General features: G+C 68.9%; 14 protein-coding genes and 2 pseudogenes. 13 read left to right on the forward strand and 3 right to left on the reverse strand.

Going from position 1 to position 20,148, the window contains the following annotated elements; translation table 11 throughout:
- Positions 1–72 precede the first annotated feature (72 nt).
- The 8 genes from xdhA to M2165_RS16245 all read left to right on the forward strand — a co-directional run bounded on the left by xdhA (position 73) and on the right by M2165_RS16245 (position 12,133).
- A complete protein-coding gene (gene xdhA / locus M2165_RS16210; RefSeq protein ID WP_280815624.1) occupies positions 73–1,716 on the forward strand; it encodes a xanthine dehydrogenase small subunit in 1,644 nt (547 codons plus the stop codon).
- A gap of 68 nt (positions 1,717–1,784) precedes the next feature.
- On the forward strand, positions 1,785–4,235 hold the full coding sequence (gene xdhB / locus M2165_RS16215; protein WP_280815625.1) for a xanthine dehydrogenase molybdopterin binding subunit: 2,451 nt from the start codon (positions 1,785–1,787) through the stop codon (positions 4,233–4,235).
- Positions 4,236–4,424: 189 nt separating this feature from the next.
- Entirely contained in the window at positions 4,425–5,384 is a 960-nt protein-coding gene (locus M2165_RS16220) for a LysR family transcriptional regulator (protein WP_280815626.1), read from the forward strand.
- Between the two features lie 143 nt (positions 5,385–5,527).
- Positions 5,528–6,841, forward strand: coding sequence for an NCS2 family permease (locus tag M2165_RS16225; protein ID WP_280817557.1), 1,314 nt, complete (start codon positions 5,528–5,530; stop codon positions 6,839–6,841).
- Between the two features lie 156 nt (positions 6,842–6,997).
- Complete coding sequence (locus M2165_RS16230; protein ID WP_280815627.1) at positions 6,998–8,536, forward strand: ABC transporter ATP-binding protein; 1,539 nt, start codon at positions 6,998–7,000, stop codon at positions 8,534–8,536.
- Positions 8,529–9,674 (forward strand): ABC transporter permease, encoded by a 1,146-nt coding sequence (locus tag M2165_RS16235; protein ID WP_280815628.1) that lies wholly within the window; start codon positions 8,529–8,531, stop codon positions 9,672–9,674. The genes M2165_RS16230 and M2165_RS16235 overlap by 8 nt, the downstream gene beginning before the upstream one ends.
- Before the next feature lie 316 nt (positions 9,675–9,990).
- On the forward strand, positions 9,991–10,911 hold the full coding sequence (locus M2165_RS16240) for an ABC transporter permease (RefSeq protein ID WP_280815629.1): 921 nt from the start codon (positions 9,991–9,993) through the stop codon (positions 10,909–10,911).
- A gap of 49 nt (positions 10,912–10,960) precedes the next feature.
- Complete coding sequence (locus tag M2165_RS16245) at positions 10,961–12,133, forward strand: BMP family ABC transporter substrate-binding protein (protein WP_280815630.1); 1,173 nt, start codon at positions 10,961–10,963, stop codon at positions 12,131–12,133.
- 334 nt (positions 12,134–12,467) lie between these two features.
- Here the strand turns inward: M2165_RS16245 and M2165_RS16250 are convergent, their stop codons facing one another.
- From M2165_RS16250 to M2165_RS16260, 3 genes are all read right to left on the reverse strand, one after another.
- On the reverse strand, positions 12,468–13,055 hold the full coding sequence (locus M2165_RS16250; protein ID WP_280815631.1) for a hypothetical protein: 588 nt from the start codon (positions 13,053–13,055) through the stop codon (positions 12,468–12,470).
- Positions 13,056–13,067: 12 nt separating this feature from the next.
- Positions 13,068–13,928, reverse strand: a complete 861-nt coding sequence (locus M2165_RS16255) for a DUF4747 family protein (RefSeq protein WP_280815632.1) — start codon at positions 13,926–13,928, stop codon at positions 13,068–13,070.
- Positions 13,929–14,157: 229 nt separating this feature from the next.
- Positions 14,158–15,063 (reverse strand): LysR substrate-binding domain-containing protein, encoded by a 906-nt coding sequence (locus M2165_RS16260; RefSeq protein WP_280815633.1) that lies wholly within the window; start codon positions 15,061–15,063, stop codon positions 14,158–14,160.
- Between the two features lie 77 nt (positions 15,064–15,140).
- On the opposite strand from M2165_RS16260, the pseudogene M2165_RS16265 reads away from it, so the two are divergent.
- From M2165_RS16265 to M2165_RS16285, 5 genes and pseudogenes are all read left to right on the forward strand, one after another.
- A pseudogene (locus M2165_RS16265) lies at positions 15,141–16,011 on the forward strand (CoA ester lyase).
- A 62-nt stretch (positions 16,012–16,073) separates the two neighbouring features.
- A complete protein-coding gene (locus M2165_RS16270) occupies positions 16,074–17,060 on the forward strand; it encodes a tripartite tricarboxylate transporter substrate binding protein (protein WP_280815634.1) in 987 nt (328 codons plus the stop codon).
- A gap of 14 nt (positions 17,061–17,074) precedes the next feature.
- Positions 17,075–18,266: pseudogene (locus tag M2165_RS16275) on the forward strand (CoA transferase).
- Positions 18,263–19,162: an amidohydrolase family protein gene (locus tag M2165_RS16280; protein WP_280815635.1), complete on the forward strand. Its 900-nt coding sequence runs from the start codon at positions 18,263–18,265 to the stop codon at positions 19,160–19,162. The pseudogene M2165_RS16275 and the gene M2165_RS16280 overlap by 4 nt, the downstream one beginning before the upstream one ends.
- Positions 19,159–20,121: a tripartite tricarboxylate transporter substrate binding protein gene (locus M2165_RS16285; RefSeq protein WP_280815636.1), complete on the forward strand. Its 963-nt coding sequence runs from the start codon at positions 19,159–19,161 to the stop codon at positions 20,119–20,121. Before M2165_RS16280 ends, M2165_RS16285 begins: the two co-directional genes overlap by 4 nt.
- Positions 20,122–20,148: the final 27 nt, after the last annotated feature.

Raw genomic sequence — 20,148 nt, forward strand, 5'->3', positions numbered from 1 at the left:
TGTGGTCCGCGGCGCAAGCCGCTAACGTCCGGGCATGGCCGAAAAACCCGGCCGCCCACGAGCCACCAAAGCATGAGCACAGAGCCCCGCAATCACAGCCAGCCCGTCCGCTTCTTCCATCGCGGCAAGGTCGTCGAGGTCGGCGGCGTCCATCCGACCCGTTCCGTGCTCGACTGGCTGCGCGAGGACGCGCACTGTACCGGCACCAAGGAAGGCTGCAACGAAGGCGACTGCGGCGCCTGCACCGTCGTCATCGGCGAGCTTGCCACCGACCCCGGCGCGCCCGATGCCGTCGGCGGCCTGCGGCTGCAGACCGTCAATGCCTGCATCCAGTTCCTGCCCACCCTGCACGGCAAGGCGCTGTTCACCGTCGAAGACCTCCAGGGCCAGTGCCCCAGCGTCAAGCCCGCCGAGGCCAAGCATCCCGTGCGGATGCTGCACCCCGTGCAGCAGGCCATGGTCGACTGCCACGGCTCGCAGTGCGGCTTCTGCACCCCCGGCTTCGTCATGTCGCTGTGGTCCGCCTACGAGCACCACCAGACCGGCGGCACCCGGCCCACCCGCCAGGAACTCGCCGACGAACTCTCGGGCAACCTGTGCCGCTGCACCGGCTACCGGCCCATCCTCGACGCCGGCCAGCGCATGTTCGACCTGCCGCCCGTGCGGCTCGACACCGCGCCCGTCGTCGCCGCGCTCACCGTGCTCCGGGCCGAGGCCCTCGACGACTATGCCGCGCCGCTCGGCGCGCGCATCGACCACTTCCATGCACCCCGCACGCTCGCCCAGCTTGCCGCCCTGCGCACGCAGAAGCCCGGCGCCCAGCTGCTCGCGGGCTCCACCGACGTCGGCCTCTGGGTCAACAAGCAGTTCCGCGACCTCGGCGACATCATCTACGTCGGCGACGTGGCCGAGCTCAAGACCGTCGAGGTCCGCGGCGACGCGCTCTACATCGGCGCCGGCGCCTCGCTCGAATCGGCCTTCGAGGCCCTCGTGCAACGCGTGCCCAGCCTTCAGGACGTGTGGCTGCGCTTCGCCTCGCCGCCGATCCGCCATGCCGGCACCATGGGCGGCAACGTCGCCAACGGCTCGCCCATCGGCGATTCGCCGCCGGTGCTGATGTCGCTCGACGCCGAGATCGAACTGCGCCGCGGCGACGCCGTGCGCCGCATGCCGCTTTGCGACTTCTACGTCGACTACATGAAGAACCGCCTCGAGCCCGGCGAGTTCGTGCAGGGCCTGTCTGTGCCGCTCGCCGCCATGCGGCGCCAGGTGCGCGCCTACAAGATCAGCAAGCGCTTCGACTGCGACATCTCGGCGCTGTGCGCGGGCTTCGCGCTCGAGCTCGAAGCCGACGGCCAGACCGTGAAGGCCGTGCGCCTCGCCTTCGGCGGCATGGCCGCGATCGTCAAGCGCGCCGCCAAGGCCGAGGCCGCGCTCGTCGGCAAGCCCTGGACCCAGGCCAGCGTCGACGCCGCCAAGCGCGCACTGGCCGAAGACTTCAAGCCGCTGAGCGACATGCGCGCCTCGGCCGACTACCGCATGCAGGTAGCGCAGAACCTGATCCAGCGCCTCTGGCTCGAAACCCGCGCCGACGATGCGCTGTCGATCGACGAGACCAGCGTGTGGAGCGTGATGCCGCACCGGAAAGCCGGACCTCCGAACGCAGAGGTCGCGAAGGTTCCGCAGAGCGCGCAGAAGGAAGACCAAAGGATTTGATTCCTTCTGCGACCTTTGCGTAGCTTTTGTATTTTTTCTGCGTTCGGCTGTCCGAATTGGAGTTCTGAATGAACAAGCCCCTCGACCCCCGCCTCCTGCAGCCCGCCGAGGCCTTCGCCGACTACCTGAAGAACACCGCCGCGCGCATCGACGTGGGCGCCGAGGCGCTCGCGCACGAGCAGGGTGCGCGCGTCGGCATCAGCCGGCCGCACGAGTCGGCGCACCTGCACGTGGCCGGCGAGGCCACCTACGTCGACGACATTCCCGAGGTCGCCGGCACGCTGCATTGCGCGCTCGGCCTCTCGCCCGCGGCCAACGGCCGGGTCACGGCGCTGTCGCTCGATGCGATCCGCGCCATGCCGGGCGTGGTGGCCGTGCTCACGGCCGACGACATTCCAGGCAGCAACGACTGCGGCTCGATCGTGCATGACGACCCGATCCTGCTGTCGGTGAAGGACGGCGGCGAGATCCGCTACCTGGGACAGCCGGTGTTCGCGGTGATCGCCGAGACGCGCGACGCCGCGCGCCGCGCCGCGGCCCGCGCGAAGGACGCGCTGAGCGTCGAGGCCGCGCCGCCCGTGCTCACGCCGCAGGAGGCCCATGCACGTGGCCAGTACGTGGTGCCGCCGATGCACATCGTGCGCAGCGGCGGCAGCGCCAACGAGGGCGACGAAGCCGCCGTGCGCGCGGCCATCGCTGCCGCGCCGCACCGCCACAAGGCCAGCTTCGAGGTCGGCGGCCAGGAGCAGTTCTACCTCGAAGGCCAGATCAGCTACGCCATTCCGAAGGAGGGCGGTGCGCTGCACGTGCACTGCTCCACCCAGCATCCGAGCGAGATGCAGCACCTGGTGGCGCATGCGCTGCACCTGCAGTCGAACGAAGTGCATGTGGAATGCCGGCGCATGGGCGGCGGCTTCGGCGGCAAGGAATCGCAGTCGGCGCTGTTCGCCTGCGTGGCTGCCGTCGCCGCGCGCAAGCTGCGCCGCCCGGTCAAGCTGCGGCTCGACCGCGACGACGACTTCATGATCACCGGCCGGCGCCACTGCTTCTGGTACGAGTACGAAGTGGGCTACGACGGCGAGGGCCGCATCCTCGGCGCCGAGATCACGATGGTCTCGCGCGCCGGCCACTCGGCCGACCTCTCGGGCCCGGTGATGACGCGGGCGCTGTGCCACTTCGACAACGCCTACTGGCTGCCCAACGTCGCGATGCACGGCTACTCGGGCCGCACCAACACCCAGAGCAACACCGCCTTCCGCGGCTTCGGCGGGCCGCAGGGCGCGATCGCGGTCGAGAACATCATGGACTCGGTGGCGCGCGCGCTCGGGCGCGATCCGCTCGACGTGCGGCGTGTCAACTTCTACGGCAAGACGGAGAACAACGTCACGCCCTACCGCCAGACCGTGACCGACAACATCGTGCACGAGCTCGTGGCCGAGCTCGAAGCCACGAGCGGCTACCGCGCGCGGCGCGAGGAGATCGCCGCCTTCAATGCCAAGAGCCCGGTGCTCAAGCGCGGCCTCGCGCTCGCGCCGCTGAAGTTCGGCATCTCGTTCAACGTCAAGCACTTCAACCAGGCCGGCGCGCTGGTGCATGTGTACACCGACGGCTCGATCCTCGTGAACCACGGCGGCACCGAGATGGGCCAGGGCCTCAACACCAAGGTGGCGCAGGTGGTGGCGCACGAGCTCGGCGTGAGCTTCGAGCGCGTGCGCGTCACGGCCACCGACACCACCAAGGTCGCCAACACCTCGGCCACCGCCGCCTCGACCGGCGCCGACCTCAACGGCAAGGCCGCGCAGGACGCCGCGCGCCAGATCCGCGAGCGCCTGGCCGAGAGCGCGGCCGAGCGCCACGGCGGCAAGGCCGGCGAGGTGCGCTTCGCCAACGACAAGGTCGAGGTCAACGGCCGCACGCTGGCCTTCAGCACCGTGGTGGGCGAGGCCTACCTCGACCGCAAGCAGCTCTGGTCCGACGGCTTCTACGCCACGCCGGGCCTGAGCTGGGACAAGGAGCGCATGCAGGGCCGCCCCTTCTACTACTACGCCTACGGCGCGGCCGTGAGCGAGGTGGTGGTGGACACGCTCACGGGCGAATGGAAGCTGCTGCGCGCCGACATCCTGCACGACGCGGGCAAGTCGCTGAACCCGGCGGTGGACATCGGCCAGGTCGAAGGCGCCTTCATCCAGGGCATGGGCTGGCTCACGACCGAGGAGCTGGTGTGGCATCCGCAGAGCGGCAAGCTCACCACCCACGCGCCGAGCACCTACAAGATCCCGACGGCCAACGACTGCCCGCCGGTGTTCAACGTGCGCCTGTTCGAAGGCCAGAACTTCGAGGACTCGATCCACCGCAGCAAGGCCGTGGGCGAGCCGCCGCTCCTGCTGCCGTTCTCGGTCTTCTTCGCGATCCGCGACGCGGTCTCTGCCGCGGGCGGCCACCGCATCGACCCGCCGCTCAGGGCGCCGGCCACGAGCGAGTCGATCCTGCGGGCGGTGACGGCCGTGCAGGCTGGCTGAGGCCGCGAAAGCGGACAGCCGAACGCAGAAGCCATACAAAAGTCACGCAGAAGTCGCAGAAGAAGAGCCTCAAGGATTTTTCATGTTCTTCTTTTGCGACTTCTGCGAAACCTTCGCGATCTCTGCGTTCGGCTGTCCGAACCCTCGCGGCGTATAACCGCCCGCATCGTCACTACCGTTCGAGCGGCCATGCGCGACCAGGCTCTTTTCGACAAGATCGATCTCCACCTCATCCGGGTGCTCCATACCGTGCTGACCGACCGCAGCGTCTCGCGTGCCGCCATCCGCCTGGGCATGTACCAGCCCGCGGTGTCGGCCGCGCTCAAGCGGCTGCGCGAGCTCTCGGGCGATCCGCTCCTGGTGCGATCGGGTTCGGGCATGGTGCCGACCGATGCGGGGCTGCGCATGATCGAGCCGGCCGCGAGCATCCTGCGCGCGGCCGAGATGCTGTTCTCCGACGCGCGCGGCTTCGAGCCGCAGACCGCGGCCACCACCTTCCGCATCGCCGCGAGCGACTACATGGACCCGCTGTTCCTGCCGCTGGTCGTGGCGCAGGTCAAGCGCGAGGCGCCGATGTGCCACATCGAGATCCATCCGCTGTCGCCCGATTCGGACTACCACGGCCACCTGTCGCTCGGCCAGGTCGACCTGGTGATCGGCAACTGGCTGAAGCCGCCCGAGGACCTGCACATGGCGCGGCTCTTCGGCGACGAGGTGGTGTCGCTCGTGAACCAGGACCATCCCGCGGTGCGCCGCGGCTGGGACCTGGAGACATGGCTCGCGGCCGAGCACATCGCGCCCACGCCGATGCATCCGGGCGGGCGCGGCATCATCGACCAGATGCTCGACGAGCTCGGCCGGCAGCGCAACATCACGGCGCGCTGCGCGCACTTCGGGCTGATACCGGACATGGTGGCTTCGAGCCTGCTGGTGCTGACCACCGGGCGCCAGTACTGCGAGCGCTTCGCCGCGCGGCTGCCGGTGAAGATCCTCGACTGCCCGGTGGCGCTGCCGCGGCTCATGTACTACCAGCTCTGGCACGAGCGCACCCATTCCTCAAGTTCCGCGCGCTGGCTGCGCGACTGCATCAAGGGCGTGGCCGCGTCGCTGCGGCCCGTGCCCGCCGCTGCTGCCGCCGATCCGCCCTGAAGTCCCCGGCCGCGCTGGCGCCGCGGCCGAAGGGACAACGATGAACGAACCGCCACATACAACAGCTGGAGACAAGCGAAATGAACAGGTTTGAAGAGGTGCCCAAGGTCACCGATGCCCGCGCGGCCGCGCCCGCCGCCCGCATGCCGCAGGGCGGCGGCTGGCTCGAACGCATGTTCGGCCTGGCCGAACACAACACCACGGTGCGCACCGAGGTCATCGCGGGGCTCACGACCTTCCTGACGATGGCCTACATCATCTTCGTCAATCCCTCGATCCTCGGCGACGCGGGCATGCCCAAGGGCGCGGTGTTCGTCGCCACCTGCCTGATCGCGGCGATCGGCACGCTGATCATGGGCCTGTATGCCAACTATCCGATCGCGATGGCGCCGGGCATGGGGCTCAACGCCTACTTCTCGTACGTGGTGGTGCTCGGCATGGGCTACACCTGGCAGATCGCGCTCGGGGCGGTGTTCATCTCGGGCTGCCTGTTCCTGCTGGTCACGGTCACCGGGCTGCGCGAGCTGTTCATCCAGGGCATACCGCAGTCGCTGCGAACCGCGATCACGGTCGGCATCGGCATGTTCCTCGCCCTGATCGCGCTCAAGAGCGCCGGCGTGGTGGCGGCCTCGCCCGCGACCTTCGTCACGCTCGGCAACCTGCATTCGGCGCCGGTGGTGCTCGCCACGCTGGGCTTCCTGATCATCGTGGTGCTCGACAAGCTGCGGGTGCGCGGCGCCATCCTCATCGGCATCATGGTGGTCACGGTGCTGTCGTTCTTCTTCGGCGGCAACAAGTTCCACGGCATCTTCGACGCGCCGCCGTCGATCGCGCCCACCTTCCTCGAGCTCGACATCCTCGGCGCGCTCAAGGGCGGCATCCTCAACGTGGTGCTGGTGTTCTTCCTGGTCGAGATGTTCGACGCGACCGGCACGCTGATGGGCGTGGCCAAGCGCGCCGGCCTGCTGGTGCCGGGGAAGATGGAGCGCATGAACAAGGCGCTCCTGGCCGACAGCGGCGCGATCTTCGCGGGCTCGCTGCTCGGCACCTCGAGCACCACGGCCTACGTGGAGAGCGCGGCCGGCGTGCAGGCGGGCGGGCGCACCGGGCTCACGGCGGTGGTGGTGGCGCTGCTCTTCCTGGCCTGCCTGATGATCTCGCCGCTCGCGGGCTCGGTGCCCGCCTATGCGACCGCGCCGGCGCTGCTCTTCGTGGGCTGCCTGATGCTGCGCGACCTGGTCGAGCTCGACTGGGAGGACACGACCGAAGTGATCCCGGCCGTGGTCACCGCGCTCGCGATGCCCTTCACCTACTCGATCGCGAATGGGCTGGCCTTCGGCTTCATCACCTATGCGGTGCTCAAGCTCTTCACCGGCCGGGCACGGGAAGTGCATGCGATGGTCTGGGTGATCGCGGCGATCTTCCTCTTCAAGTTCGCCTACGTCGGCGGCCATTGAGGACGCCCCCCGATGCGCCTTCGGCGCCTCCCCCCACTGGGGGGCGCACCCGGTGGCGCGGCAAAGCCGGTTCCACGGGTGCACTGGCGAAGACCGGGGGCCGGGTTCCTTTGGGTACGCTATTAAACTTGTAGCTGTTTCGCACCAGGCCCCGGCATGACCATCCCACGACTCCAGCTCGCCCACATCACGAAGCGCTACCCCGCGGTGGTGGCGAACAGCGACATCTCGCTGGCCGTTGCGCCCGGCGAGATCCATGCCGTGCTCGGCGAGAACGGCGCCGGCAAGTCGACGCTGATGAAGATCATCTACGGCTCGGTCAAGCCCGACGAGGGCTCGGTCGCCTTCGATGGCCAGCCGGTGCAGCTGCGCAATCCGCAGCAGGCGCGGGCGCTGGGCATCAGCATGGTGTTCCAGCACTTCAGCCTGTTCGACACGCTCACGGTGGCCGAGAACGTCTGGCTCGGGCTCGACAAGTCGCTCTCGCTCGGCGAGGTGGCGCGCAGCATCGCGGCCAAGGCGGCCGAGTACGGGCTCGACATCGATCCGGCGCGCCCGGTGCACACGCTGTCGGTGGGCGAGATGCAGCGGGTCGAGATCATCCGCGCGCTGCTCACCAACCCCCGGCTCCTGATCCTCGACGAGCCCACCTCGGTGCTCACGCCGCAGGCCGTGGTCCGGCTCTTCGGCGTGCTCAACAAGCTGGCGTCGGAAGGCTGCAGCATCCTCTACATCAGCCACAAGCTGCACGAGATCCGCGAACTGTGCACCGCCTGCACGGTGCTGCGCGGCGGCAAGGTCACGGGCGTGTGCGACCCGCAGCAGGAGAGCAACGAGTCGCTGTCGCGGCTCATGATCGGCACCGAGCCGCCGCCGCTCACGCACCGGCCGGTGCATGCGGGCGCGGTGGCGCTCTCGGTGCAGCGCCTTTCGCTCGCGCGCGAGGACCAGTTCGGCGTCGATCTCGACGGCATCTCCTTCGAGGTGCGCGCGGGCGAGGTGGTCGGCATCGCCGGCGTCTCGGGCAACGGGCAGAAGGAGCTGCTCTATGCGCTGTCGGGCGAGGACGTGCGCGCCGAGGCCTCGATGATCCGCGTCTTCGACAGGCCGACCGGCCGGCTGCGGCCGCGCGCGCGCCGCGCGCTCGGCCTTCACTTCGTGCCCGAGGAGCGGCTGGGCCGCGGCGCGGTGCCCACCCTCGGCTTGGCGCACAACCTGCTGCTCACGCGCGGCAACGCGGTCGGCAAGGGCGGCTGGATCCGCACCGGCGCGCTCGAAAGGCATGCGCGCGCGATCATCGAGCGCTTCCAGGTCAAGGCCGGCGGCCCGCATGCGGCGGCGCGCTCGCTCTCGGGCGGCAACCTGCAGAAATTCATCGTGGGCCGCGAGATCGACGCGAACCCCAAGCTCTTCATCGTCTCGCAGCCGACCTGGGGCGTCGACGTGGGGGCGGCCGCGCTGATCCGCGGCGAGATCCTCGCGCTGCGCGACGCGGGCTGCGCGGTGCTGGTGGTCAGCGAGGAGCTCGACGAGCTGTTCGACATCAGCGACCGCCTGCACGTGATCGCCAAGGGCCGGCTGTCGCCCTCGATCGACCGCGCGGCCGCCACGCTGCCGCAGATCGGCGAATGGATGAGCGGCCTCTGGGACCGCGACGGCGCGGCAGCAGCGGCGAAGGAGGCGGCCCATGCTTAAGCTCGAAGCGCGTCCGGAGCTCTCGCGCTTCTGGACCTTCGCCTCGCCGCTGCTCGCGCTGCTGATCACGGTGCTGATCGGCGTGGCGCTGTTCGCGGCGCTCGGCAAGGACCCGGTCAAGGGCCTGCTGGTGTTCTTCTACGAGCCGATCAAGAGCGGCTATGCGATCGGCGAACTCACGATCAAGGCCACGCCCCTGCTGATCATCGCGCTCGGGCTGGCGGTGTGCTTCCGCTCCAACGTCTGGAACATCGGCGCCGAGGGGCAGTTCGTGTTCGGCGCCATCGCCGCGGGCGGCGTGGCGCTGATGGCCGACAAGACCACGGGCTCGTGGATCGTGGCGGCCATCCTGATCGCGGGCACGCTCGGCGGCATGGTGTGGGCCGGCATCGTGGCCTTCCTGCGCGACCGCTTCAACGCCAACGAGATCCTCGTGAGCCTGATGCTGGTGTACGTGGCCACGCTGCTGCTGAGCTACATGGTGTTCGGCCCCTGGAAGGACCCGCAGGGCTACAACTTCCCGCAGTCCAAGACCTTCGAGGCGGTGACGCAGATCCCGCGGCTCTTCAAGGGCTCGCGCGTGAGCATCGGGCTGATCATCGCGCTGGTCGGCGTGGGCGCGCTCTGGGTCTTCCTGTTCCGCACGCGCGCGGGCTTCGCGCAGCAGGTGGGCGGGCTCGCCCCCGCGGCGGCGCGCTACGCGGGCTTCTCGGCGCGGCGCGCGGTGTGGACCGCACTGCTGGTCTCGGGCGGCGCGGCCGGCCTCGCGGGCGCGCTCGAAGTGGCCGGCCCGCTCGGCCAGCTCACGCCCTACGTCCCGGCCGGCTACGGCTTCGCGGCGATCATCGTGGCCTTCGTCGGCCGGCTGCATCCGGTCGGCATGGTCTTCTCGGCCATCCTCATGAGCATGTTCTACATCGGCGGCGAACTCGCGCAATCGCGCCTCGGCCTGCCCAAGTCACTCACCGGCGTGTTCCAGGGCCTGCTGCTGTTCACCCTGCTGGCCTGCGACACGCTGATCGCCTACCGCATCCGCGGCAAGTCGGCCGCCAAGGCTGCGGGCATGACGACGGCCTCGCTGCAGGCCAGCACGCCTGTGGTTGCGCCTGCTGCGGGTGCTGGCGACGGAGGGCGGTGAGCATGACCCGTTGTTGTTCTTCGGGGCGCGCTCCCGCCGACGGCGGGCTCCCCTCCGCGAATGTCCCGCGGCCTGCGGCCTCCTCCTTTATTTCGCTGCGGGGAGCCCACCGTCGGCGGGAGCCAGCAGAGCACTGGTTGATCGGCCGCAAACCACGAGCGTGCCCCGTGCACAGGGCACCGGGTGCTCCCCGCAGCGAAATAAAGGAAGAGCCGAAGGCGGGGGACATTCGCGGAGGGGAGTACCCGGTGTCCTGTGCACGCGCCCTGAACGACCGTGCCGAGCCCCACCCCCAAGGCAACCGGAAAGACTGACCATGGAAAGCTACGCACTCCTTCTGGGCTCGACGCTGAGCGCAGGCACGGTCCTCGCGATCGCCGCACTGGGCCTGCTCATCAACGAGAAGGCCGGCATCGTCAACCTCGGCGCCGAGGGCATGATGCTCTGTGCCGCCATCGCGGGCTTTGCCACCGTCGTGACCACGCACAACCCCTGGCTCGGCTTCCTCGCGGGCATGGCCGCGGGCGCGCTGCTCGCCGCCTTCTTCGGCGTGCTCGTGATCTGGCTCAACACCAACCAGTACGCCACCGGCCTTGCGCTCAGCCTCTTCGGCGTCGGCTTCTCGGCCTTCGTCGGCATCAACTTCGTGCAGGCGCGGCTGCCCGAGAGCAGCGCCTACGCGATCCCGCTGCTGGCCGACATTCCCGTCGTCGGCCCCGCGCTGTTCCGGCATCACCCCATGGTGTATGGCGCGGTGCTGCTGACCGTCGGCCTGATCTGGTTCCTCTACCGCACGCGCGCCGGCCTCGTGCTGCGCTCCGTCGGCGAATCGCCCGAGTCGGCGCATGCGCTCGGCTACCCGGTGCGGCGCATCCGCTTCCTCGCCGTGATCGCGGGCGGCGCGCTCTGCGGGCTCGCGGGTGCGTATCTCTCCACCGTCTACACCCCGCTGTGGGTCGAGGGCATGGTCGCGGGCCGCGGCTGGATCGCCCTCGCGCTCACCACCTTCGCCACCTGGCGGCCGATGCGCGTGCTGCTCGGGGCGTACCTGTTCGGCGGCGTCTCGATGCTCGGCTTCCACCTGCAGAGCAGCGGCGTCAACGTGCCGGCGCAGTTCCTCAGCATGCTGCAGTACATCGCGCCGATCGTGGTGCTCGCGCTGATCTCGCGCAACCCGGCGTTCATCCGCATCAACATGCCCGCTTCCATCGGAAAGCCGTTCTACCCCGGTTCATAATCTCGCGTCCCGTTTCCCGCCAACCGTCCTTTTTTCGAGGATTTCGACAATGAACGACCTGAACAAGCGCTCCCTGCTCAAGCTCGCCGCCCTGACCGCGGTGGCTTCGGCAGCCCTGATCGGCTGCGGCAAGAAGGAGGAGCCCGCGGCACCGGCCGCAGCGCCCGCGCCGGCACCGGCCCCCGCGGCCGCCGCGCCCGCCCCGGCAGCGCCGCTCAACATCGCATTCGCCTACATCGGCCCGGTCGGCGACGGCGGCTGGACCTTCGCGCACGACAACGGCCGCAAGGCGCTCGAGAAGGAATTCGGCGACAAGATCAAGACCACCTTCGTCGAGAGCGTGCCCGAGGGCGCCGACGCCGAGCGCGTGTTCCGCGACATGGTCGGGCAGGGCAACAAGCTGATCTTCGGCACCACCTTCGGCTACATGGAGCCGATGCTCAAGGTCGCCAACGACACGAAGGACGTGAAGTTCGAGCATGCCACCGGCTACAAGACCGCCGAGAACATGCGCACCTACGACAGCCGCACCTACGAAGGCGCCTACATGGCCGGCATCATCGCGGGCGCGATGACCAAGAGCAACACGCTCGGCGTCGTCGGCTCGGTGCCGATCCCCGAGGTGCTGCGCAACATCAACAGCTTCACGCTCGGTGCGCAGTCGGTCAATCCGAAGATCACGACCAAGGTCGTCTGGGTGAACGAATGGTTCAGCCCGCCGAAGGAGACCGAGGCCGCCACCGCGCTGATCAACGGCGGCGCCGACATCCTGTTCCAGAACACCGACTCGCCGGCCGTGCTCAAGACCGCGCAGGAGAAGGGCAAGCGCGCCTTCGGCTGGGATTCCGACATGACCGCCTACGGCCCCAAGGCCCACCTCGCCTCGGCCACGATCAACTGGGCGCCGTACTACATCAAGGCCACCCAGGACGCGCTCGACGGCAAGTGGACCACCGGCCAGAGCTGGTGGGGCGTGAAGGAAGGCGCGATCGACATCGTCTCGATCGCCGAGGACGTGCCGGCCGAGGCCAAGGCCAAGGTCGAGGAAGTCAAGAAGGGCCTGAAGGACGGCAGCTTCGCGATCTGGAAGGGCCCGATCCTCGGCCAGGACGGCAAGGAAGTGGTCGCGAAGGACGCGGTCGCGGACGACAAGTTCCTCTCTGGCGTGAACTTCTACGTCAAGGGCGTCGAAGGCAAGGTGCCGGGCGGGGACAAGAAGTAAGCCGGACGGATCGCTTCGGCGACGCATGCGAGGAGGGCCGCGCACGAGCGGCCCTTTTCCCTTCTGCGGCATGCTCTAGCCGCCGCACTAGACGGGCCGAGGTCCCGATGGAAACATCGGGACATGCCGAAGGATCGCGCTGCACGGGCTTGGTGCGAAGCCTTCCGTAGCCTTGGCTCGTCCGAGAGCGAATCGTGGTACAGCGAAGGCTAAGCCTAAGCCTACGGTCAGACAGTTCACCAACTGTAATTTCAAGGCGGTCGTCGCTGAGGCCGCCATCGAGGCGCTCCAGAGCCATCGCGCGAGGCGTTGCTGTCTGAGATTTACGAGCGAGCTAGGACTTCGTTGCTTCCTGCTCAATGCGGCAAGAGCAGCCTGGTTCGTCTGGCGCTGCCATACGCTGATACAACTCGTACATAGTCGAGATGCGGAATACATGGAGGGCGATTGCCACGATCGATGTAAGGGCGTAGAGAAAGACGGCGTAGCAGAACGCGCCCCATGCCAAGTTGGCAATGGGCAGGGCACTGGCGATGTAGTCGGGCAGATTTGCCTGGAACCACATGCCCTTTGTCACGATAGCGAGAACGAGAGCTGCGACTTGGACCAGGATGAAGTGGACGAACGTCGCGCACAGCTCTCGGTAAACGGTCGGTCGAACGGCATTTTCCTCTTCCGCAGCGAGCGACGCGATGAACCGAGCGTCGCCAAAGGAGACGAAGATTGCGAAGCCTCCGAGGGTGAATCCAAGCAGATTTGGTAGCACGCTGATCACGGTGTCCCACCAATTTGGCGCGCTCCAAGTTCCCCAGCATAAAGGAGCAATCAGTAGAGCGACGTAAAGGTATGGCGAGCGGAGCAGTGCTCCGGAACCGCCATAGGCCACCCAGAAACGCTTGAAGATCGGGCTCGGTTTAGCCAAGGGAGTCTCCGGTTACCCCGCGGCAGCCCGTCGCACGACATCCGCGGCGGTCTCAATGTTCGTGTCGACGAACTCGTACCTTTGCAATGGGCGGTCCTTGGTCGAGTCCTCTATCGGGAGGCCATCGGCCGTTCTCCCGCGACCATAGACGATACCGTTGTTCGCGGCCACAGATGCCATCTCCCTTGTCTCAGCATCTGGCTCCAAGGTCTGGTTTCGCGCATGAACCAGCTCAAGCTTGGCTTTCGTCGTCTTCTGCTCTTCAAGCTTTCGAAGCCAGCGCTCTTCCGCGCTCTCGCCTGAATCAGGATTGGGTCGAACTAGCTCGATCCTCAAGTACTCGAGGCCAGGGAGATTGAGGATCTCGTCGACGGAAGTCCTCTCGGGAACAGCTGTAATGCTGATTTCAGGGAAATCGTGCGCCAGTGCCGTGGCCTTCAGGAGAGTTTCGAGGAAGCGCACTGCGGTGGCGGGGGCAAGTGAGTTCGTTTGATCGCGAGACACGTACCAGAGTTGGTGACGGCGCGCATTGAAGACGAATGGAATCCGCTGTAGGTGTGGTAACAGGTGGCCCGGGATGTTGATTGACTCAACGTCCTGCTCCGTTGCGGGCTCTTTCCTCTCGACGTTGAACCAGGGCTGGTCTGGGTCCAGCTTCACAAACCTATAGAACTCGCCCGACAGCAGAACGTCTTTGCCCTGTTGCTCGGGCCGATAGAGCGTGCCAAGCAGTACGCCGTGCAGTGATCCCATTCGTACGATCAGCCGTCGTCGAAACGCCTTCTGCAACAGTTCGACGTAGCGCTCCGTCGGGTGTGGAGCATGCATAGCAATGTTTATCGCGGCCAGCGTAATCCTGCGGTCCTTTGGCACGTATCCCTCCGGTTAAGAATTGTTTTGCCAGGATGGTAATCGAGCACGATGGATCTCGTCGCAGTGCCTTGAGGTGCTTTTTCGGACGGATGCGCAATTACCTCAGGCAACGCAGTCCAAGCCGAGAAGGCGAGCGAGTCAGGCTGTGTCACGGCGGACGGACGACGAGCCTCGGATGGTCAAACCGTCCGCATTTTGCAGAAGCGATATACCAGATTGAACTCGTCGGTCAGTGACGCCGCGGCCGCCTCGGCGAAGGCGGCGGCGCGATCACCTCCGCGGCGCTCTCGACGAAGCCCTGGATCCACCGCAGCCGCGGCGACGCGCGCAGCCACAGCATGCCGAAGCGCCGCGGCTCCGAGGGCAGCGGCAGCGCGATCTTCGCGATGCGCTGGCCGTCGAGCAGCGGCGAGGCGATGTCGGGCACCAGCGAGACGCCGAGGCCGCGGTCGACCATCATCGCGATCGCGAGCAGCGAACTGAGCTCGAAGCGTTCCTCGGGCACGATGCCCGCGGCGCGCAGGTAGCGGTCGGCCTGCTTGCCGCCGCCGAGGCGGCGGTCGTAGCGGATCAGCGGCGAGGTGCGCAGCAGCTCGTGCGGATCGCGCTTCGCGAGCCGGCTGGGCGCGAGCAGCACCAGCGGCTCCTCGCGCAGCAGCGACCAGTCGAAGGTCTTCGCGAGCGGGTAGGGCGGCGAAAGGCAGACGGCCGCATCGAGCTCGCCCTGCTGCACCGCGCGGCTCAGCGTGGCCGTGGTGCCCGACTGCAGGTACACCTTCACGCCCGGGTGCGTCTTCACGAAGCGCGCGAGGATGTCGGGCAGCAGGCTGTGGATGGCGGTGTTGATGGTGCCCACGAGCAGCTCGCCGCCGGCCGCATCGTCGCTCGCGAGCACCGCCTTGAGGTCGCCGACCTCGCGCAGCAGGTTGCGTGCGCGCTGCACCAGCCGGTGGCCCGCCTCGGTGGGCTGCACCGTGCGGCCTGCGCGTGCGACCAGCGGCGCCTGCAGCTCGCGCTCCAGCGTGCGGATCTGCTGCGCCACGGCGGCGGGCGTGAGGTCGAGGCGACGCGCGGCTTCCGACATCGAGCCCGATTCCACCACCAGAAGAAAGCTTTGCAGGTAGGCTGTTTCCATGAAAGATAGATTTTCTATCATCTGATCGTAGGCCGGCCGGCTTCTTTCACGCCGCGCGAATGCGCACACTGCGGCGCATGAGAAGCAAGCTGTTCGTTCCCGGCACGCGACCCGAACTGTTCGACAAGGCGCTCGGCGGCGCGGCCGACAGCGTGTGTTTCGACCTCGAGGATGCGGTCGCCGAGCCGCGCAAGGCCGAGGCGCGCGAGACCGTGCGCACCCTGCTGCAGGGCGGCGCCGCGGCCGCTTCGGGCAAGACCGTGATCGTGCGCGTCAACGCGATGGACACGCGGCACTTCGACGCCGACATCGCGGCCGTGGCCCGGCCCGGCGTGCACCTGATCAACCTGCCCAAGCCCGAGAGCCCGGCGCACGTGCGCAGCGCCGTCGAGGCCATCGAACGCGCCGAGCAGGCCCATGGCGTGGCCGCGCCGATCGGCCTGCTGCTCAACATCGAGTCGCCCGCCGCGCTGCGCACGGCCGCGCAGCTCGCGACCGCGCATCCGCGCGTGGCGGGGCTGCAGCTCGGCCTGGGCGACCTCTTCGAGCCGCTCGGCATCGCGCGGCGCGAGCCGGCCGCGATCCGGCAGGCGATGTTCGCGGTGCGCATGGCCGCGGGCGAGGCGAACGTGTGGGCCTACGACGGCGCCTTCGCGGACATCCGCGATGCCGAGGGCTTCCGCGCCGAGGCGATGCTCGCGCGCAACCTCGGCTTCCTCGGCAAGACCTGCATCCACCCGAGCCAGATCCGCGATCGCGAACGAGGTGTTCCGTCCCACCGACGAGGAGATCGCGCACGCCTGCAAGGTCGTCGAAGCCGCGCGCGAGGCCGATGCCTCCGGCGTGGGCGCCTACGTGGTGGACGGAAAGATGATCGACATCCCGTTCGTGATCCGCGCGCGCGCCATCGTCGCGAGCGCACGCAGCCTCGGCCTGCTGCCGGGCTGAGCCTGCTGCGCCTTCTTCCGCTTCCGTTCCCCGTTCCACAAGAAAACCAGGAGACAAGACAGATGCCCATTCCCTCGACCCTGCGCGCGCTCGCCTCGGCCGCCGCGCTCGCGGCCGGCCTGCTCTCGGCGGGCGGCGCCTCCGCGCAGGAGGCCTACCCCGCCAAGCCGATCACGATCGTCGTGCCGTATCCCGCCGGCGGCTCCAACGACACCTTCGCGCGCCAGGTGGCGAAGGAGCTCGGCGACGAACTCAGGCAGCCCGTGATCATCGACAACCGCCCCGGCGCGAGCGGCAACACCGGCACCGGCCAAGTCGCGAAGGCCGCGCCGGACGGCTACACGCTGGTGGCCGTGTCCTCGAGCATGACCACCAACGCGGCGGTGCAGGCGAAGATGCCCTTCGACCCGGTCACCGGCCTCGCGCCGGTGGCGATGTTCGCCAAGGGGCCTTTCATCGTCGCGGTCAACAACGAGTTCGCGGCCCGGACGCCGGCCGAACTGATCGCCGCGATCAAGGCGAAGCCCGGCCAGTACAACTACGCCTCCTCGGGCACCGGCAGCGTGAACCACTTCGCGACCGAGCTGCTCAAGGCCAAGGTGGGCGAGCTGCAGATCGCGCACATCCCCTACAAGGGCATGGGCCCGGCCGTGACCGACCTCGTGGGCAACCAGACGCAGCTGCTGATCTCGAGCGGGCCCTCGCTGCTGCCGATGGTGCGCTCGGGCAAGCTGCGCGCGGTGGGCATCACGAGCCTGAAGCCGAGCCCGGTCGCGCCCGAGCTCACGCCGATGGCGGCGGCCGTGCCGGGCTATGAATTCGAACTCTGGTGGGGTCTGCTCGCACCGGCCGGGACGCCTGCCGACGTCGTTGCCAAGCTCAACGCCACCGTCAACCGCATCCTCGCCAAGCCCGCCATTGCGGCCAATTTCCTGAAGGAAGGCGCGATCGCCACGCCGCTGTCGAGCGCGCAGTTCGGCGCCGTGATCGCCGAGGACGTCGCGCGCTGGAAGAAGCTCGCGAAGCAACAGAACATCACCGCAGACTGAGGAACCACCGATCCATGAGCCTCCACGCCTCCCCAGACGACGCCAGCCTGCCCGCACGCCCCGGCCCCGCCGGCCCGCTGAGCGGCCTGCGCGTGCTCGACCTGAGCGCCTACATCGCGGGGCCCTACGGCTGCTCGCTCCTGGCGGACCAGGGCGCGGAGGTCATCAAGATCGAGCCGCCCGCGGGCGACAACCTGCGCAAGTACCCCTCGACGCTGGAGGCCGAGAGCCGCGCCTTCGTGGGCGTGAACCGCAGCAAGCTCGGCGTGGTGCTCGACCTCAAGACGCCCGAGGGCCTGGCCGCGCTGATCGCGCTGGTGCGCACGGCCGACGTGCTGGTGCACAACTTCCGCCCCGGCGTGCCGCAGCGCCTGGGCATCGGCTACGAGCAGCTGCGCGCCGTCAATCCGCGCCTGGTCTACTGCAGCCTCACGGGCTACGGCGAGGCTGGCCCGCTCGCCGGCAAGGCCGGCTACGACCAAGTGCTGCAGACCATGACCGGCATGTGCACGCTGCAGGGCCAGCGCGGCGGCCCGCCCGAGATCCTCTACGGCTCGGTGGTCGACTACTACGCGGCCGCGCTGGTGGCGTCCGGCGTGGCGTCGGCGCTCTACGAGCGCGAGAAGAGCGGCGAGGGCCAGTTCGTCGGCATCTCGCTGCTGCGCTCGGCGCTCACGATGCAGTCGGCGCGGCTGGTGTGGGCCGAGGGCGAGCCGAAGGACGTGGGCCGCGACATGCGCTCGGGCGGCATCACCGGCATCCATCCCACGCGCGAGGGCCACATCTACATCTCGGCCAACACGCCGCATTTCTGGCAGGCGCTGTGCGCCAAGACCGGCCTGGCCGACCTCGCGGCGGACGAACGCTACGACACGGTGCGCAAGCGCGCGCAGCATGCGGCCGAGATCGTGCCGCGGCTGCGCGAGGCGCTGGCCGCGCGCAGCGCCCTCGAATGGGAGGAGCGCTTCGGCGAAGAGGTGCCCTGCGCCGCCCGCGCGCTCGGTCGAGGACATGTTCGACCATCCGCAGGTGCTCGCCGAAGGCATGGTGGCCGAGTTCGCGCATCCCGTGCTGGGCAGCTACCGCGGCTTCACGCGCGCCGTGACCTTCGGCCGCACGCCGGGGCCCGAGCCCTTCGCCGCGCCCACGCTCGGGCAGCACACCGAGGCGGTGCTCGCGGCGCAGCGCGCGGGGCGGGTGGAATGAGCGGGCACGAAGTGCCGCACAGCAGCGGCACGCATGCGCCCGCGGCCCGCGCGCCCGCGCTCGCCTGCGATGCGCACATCCACGTGTACGACCGCGGCTTCGCGCTCGTCGGCTCGCCCGACGCGATGCTCGACCACGCCACCGCCGGCGACTACCGCCTGCTGCAGCGGCGCATCGGCACCGAGCGCGCGGTGGTGGTGCAGCCGCGCGTGCACGGCACCGACAACAGCGTGACCCTGCATGCGATCCGCGTGCTCGGCGCGGCGCGCGCGCGCGGCGTGGCGGTGCTGCGGCCCGACGTGGGCGATGCCGAACTCGAGCGGCTGCACGCGGGCGGCATTCGCGGCATCCGCTTCACGCTCTACACCGCCGCGCAGGCGATGACCGACTTCTCGATGGTCGAGCCGCTCGCGCACCGCGTGCACCAGCTCGGCTGGCATGTGCAACTGCACTGGAGCGCCGCGCAGATCGCCGCGCATGCGGCGCTGCTCGCGCGGCTGCCCGGCACGGTGGTGTTCGACCATCTCGCGCGGCTGCCGCTGCCCGATGCGCTGTCGCATCCGGCCTACGAGGTGGTGAGCCGGCTGCTCGACAACGGCCGCACCTGGATCAAGCTCTCCGGCGCCTACCTCGACTCGCGCGCCGGCGCGCGGGGCGGCTATGCCGACACGACGAGCGTCGCCCGCGCCTGGGTGCGGCAGGCGCCCGAGCGCCTGGTCTGGGGCAGCGACTGGCCCCATCCCACCGAGCGCGCCGCCAAGCCCGACGACGCGCAGCTCTTCGACCTGCTGAGCCAGTGGGTGCCCGATGCGGCCGCGCGCCACCGCGTGCTGGTCGACAACCCGGCGCGCCTCTACGACTTTCCTGCAACCGCCAACCCCGAGAATCCCGAATGAAGAAGAGACTGGTCCTGAAATCGATCGCCGCCCTGGCCGCCTGCGTGCCGCTGCTGGGCTGGGCCGCCTGGCCCGAGAAGCCGATCCGCATGGTCGTGCCCTATGCGGCGGGCGGCGGCGCCGACAACACCGCGCGCATCGTCGCGCAGCAGATGAGCGCCGCGCTCGGCCAGCAGATCATCATCGACAACCGGCCCGGCGCGGGCGGCGTGATCGGCGCCGACAACGTGGCCAAGGCGCCCGGCGACGGCTACACCGTGCTCTACGACGCCTCGGCCTTCTCGGTCAATCCGTCGCTGCGCAAGCTGCCCTTCGACGCCGCGAAGGACTTCATTCCCGTCTCGCTGGTCGCCACCGCGCCGCAGATCCTCGTGGTGCCGGTCTCGGCGCCGTACAAGACCGCGGCCGAGTTCATCGATCATGCGCGCAAGAACCCCGGCAAGCTGAGCTTCGCCTCGGCCGGCGGCGGCACCGGCTCGCACCTCGCGGGCGAGGCGCTCAACGAGCAGGCGAAGATCAACCTGCTGCACGTGCCCTACAAGGGCGGCGCACCCGCGCTGACCGACGTGATGGGCGAGCAGGTCTCGGCCTACTTCGGCAACGTGGCCTCGACCATCGGCTACGTGCAGTCGGGCAAGCTGCGCGCGCTGGCCGTGAGCTCGTCCAGGCGCGTGCCGGGGCTGCCCGACACGCCCACGCTCGCCGAAAGCGGACTTCCGGGCTACAACGTGGTCGAGTGGAACGGCGTCTTCCTGCCCAAGGGCACGCCCGCGGCCATCGTGCAGCAGCTCGGCAAGGCGGTGCAGGCCGCGGTCCACGATGCCAAGGTCAAGGAGAAGCTGCTGCAGCTCGGCCTCGAGCCCGCGGGCACCACGCCCGACGCCTTCGCGAAGTTCGTGAGCGCCGAAACGGCCCGCGTGGGCGCGCTCGTGAAGGCGCGGCACATCCGCGTCGACTGAAGGGGTTCGGCCGGCGGCGGCGCAAAG

The organism is Variovorax sp. TBS-050B (assembly GCF_029893635.1).
GTDB lineage: Bacteria > Pseudomonadota > Gammaproteobacteria > Burkholderiales > Burkholderiaceae_C > Variovorax.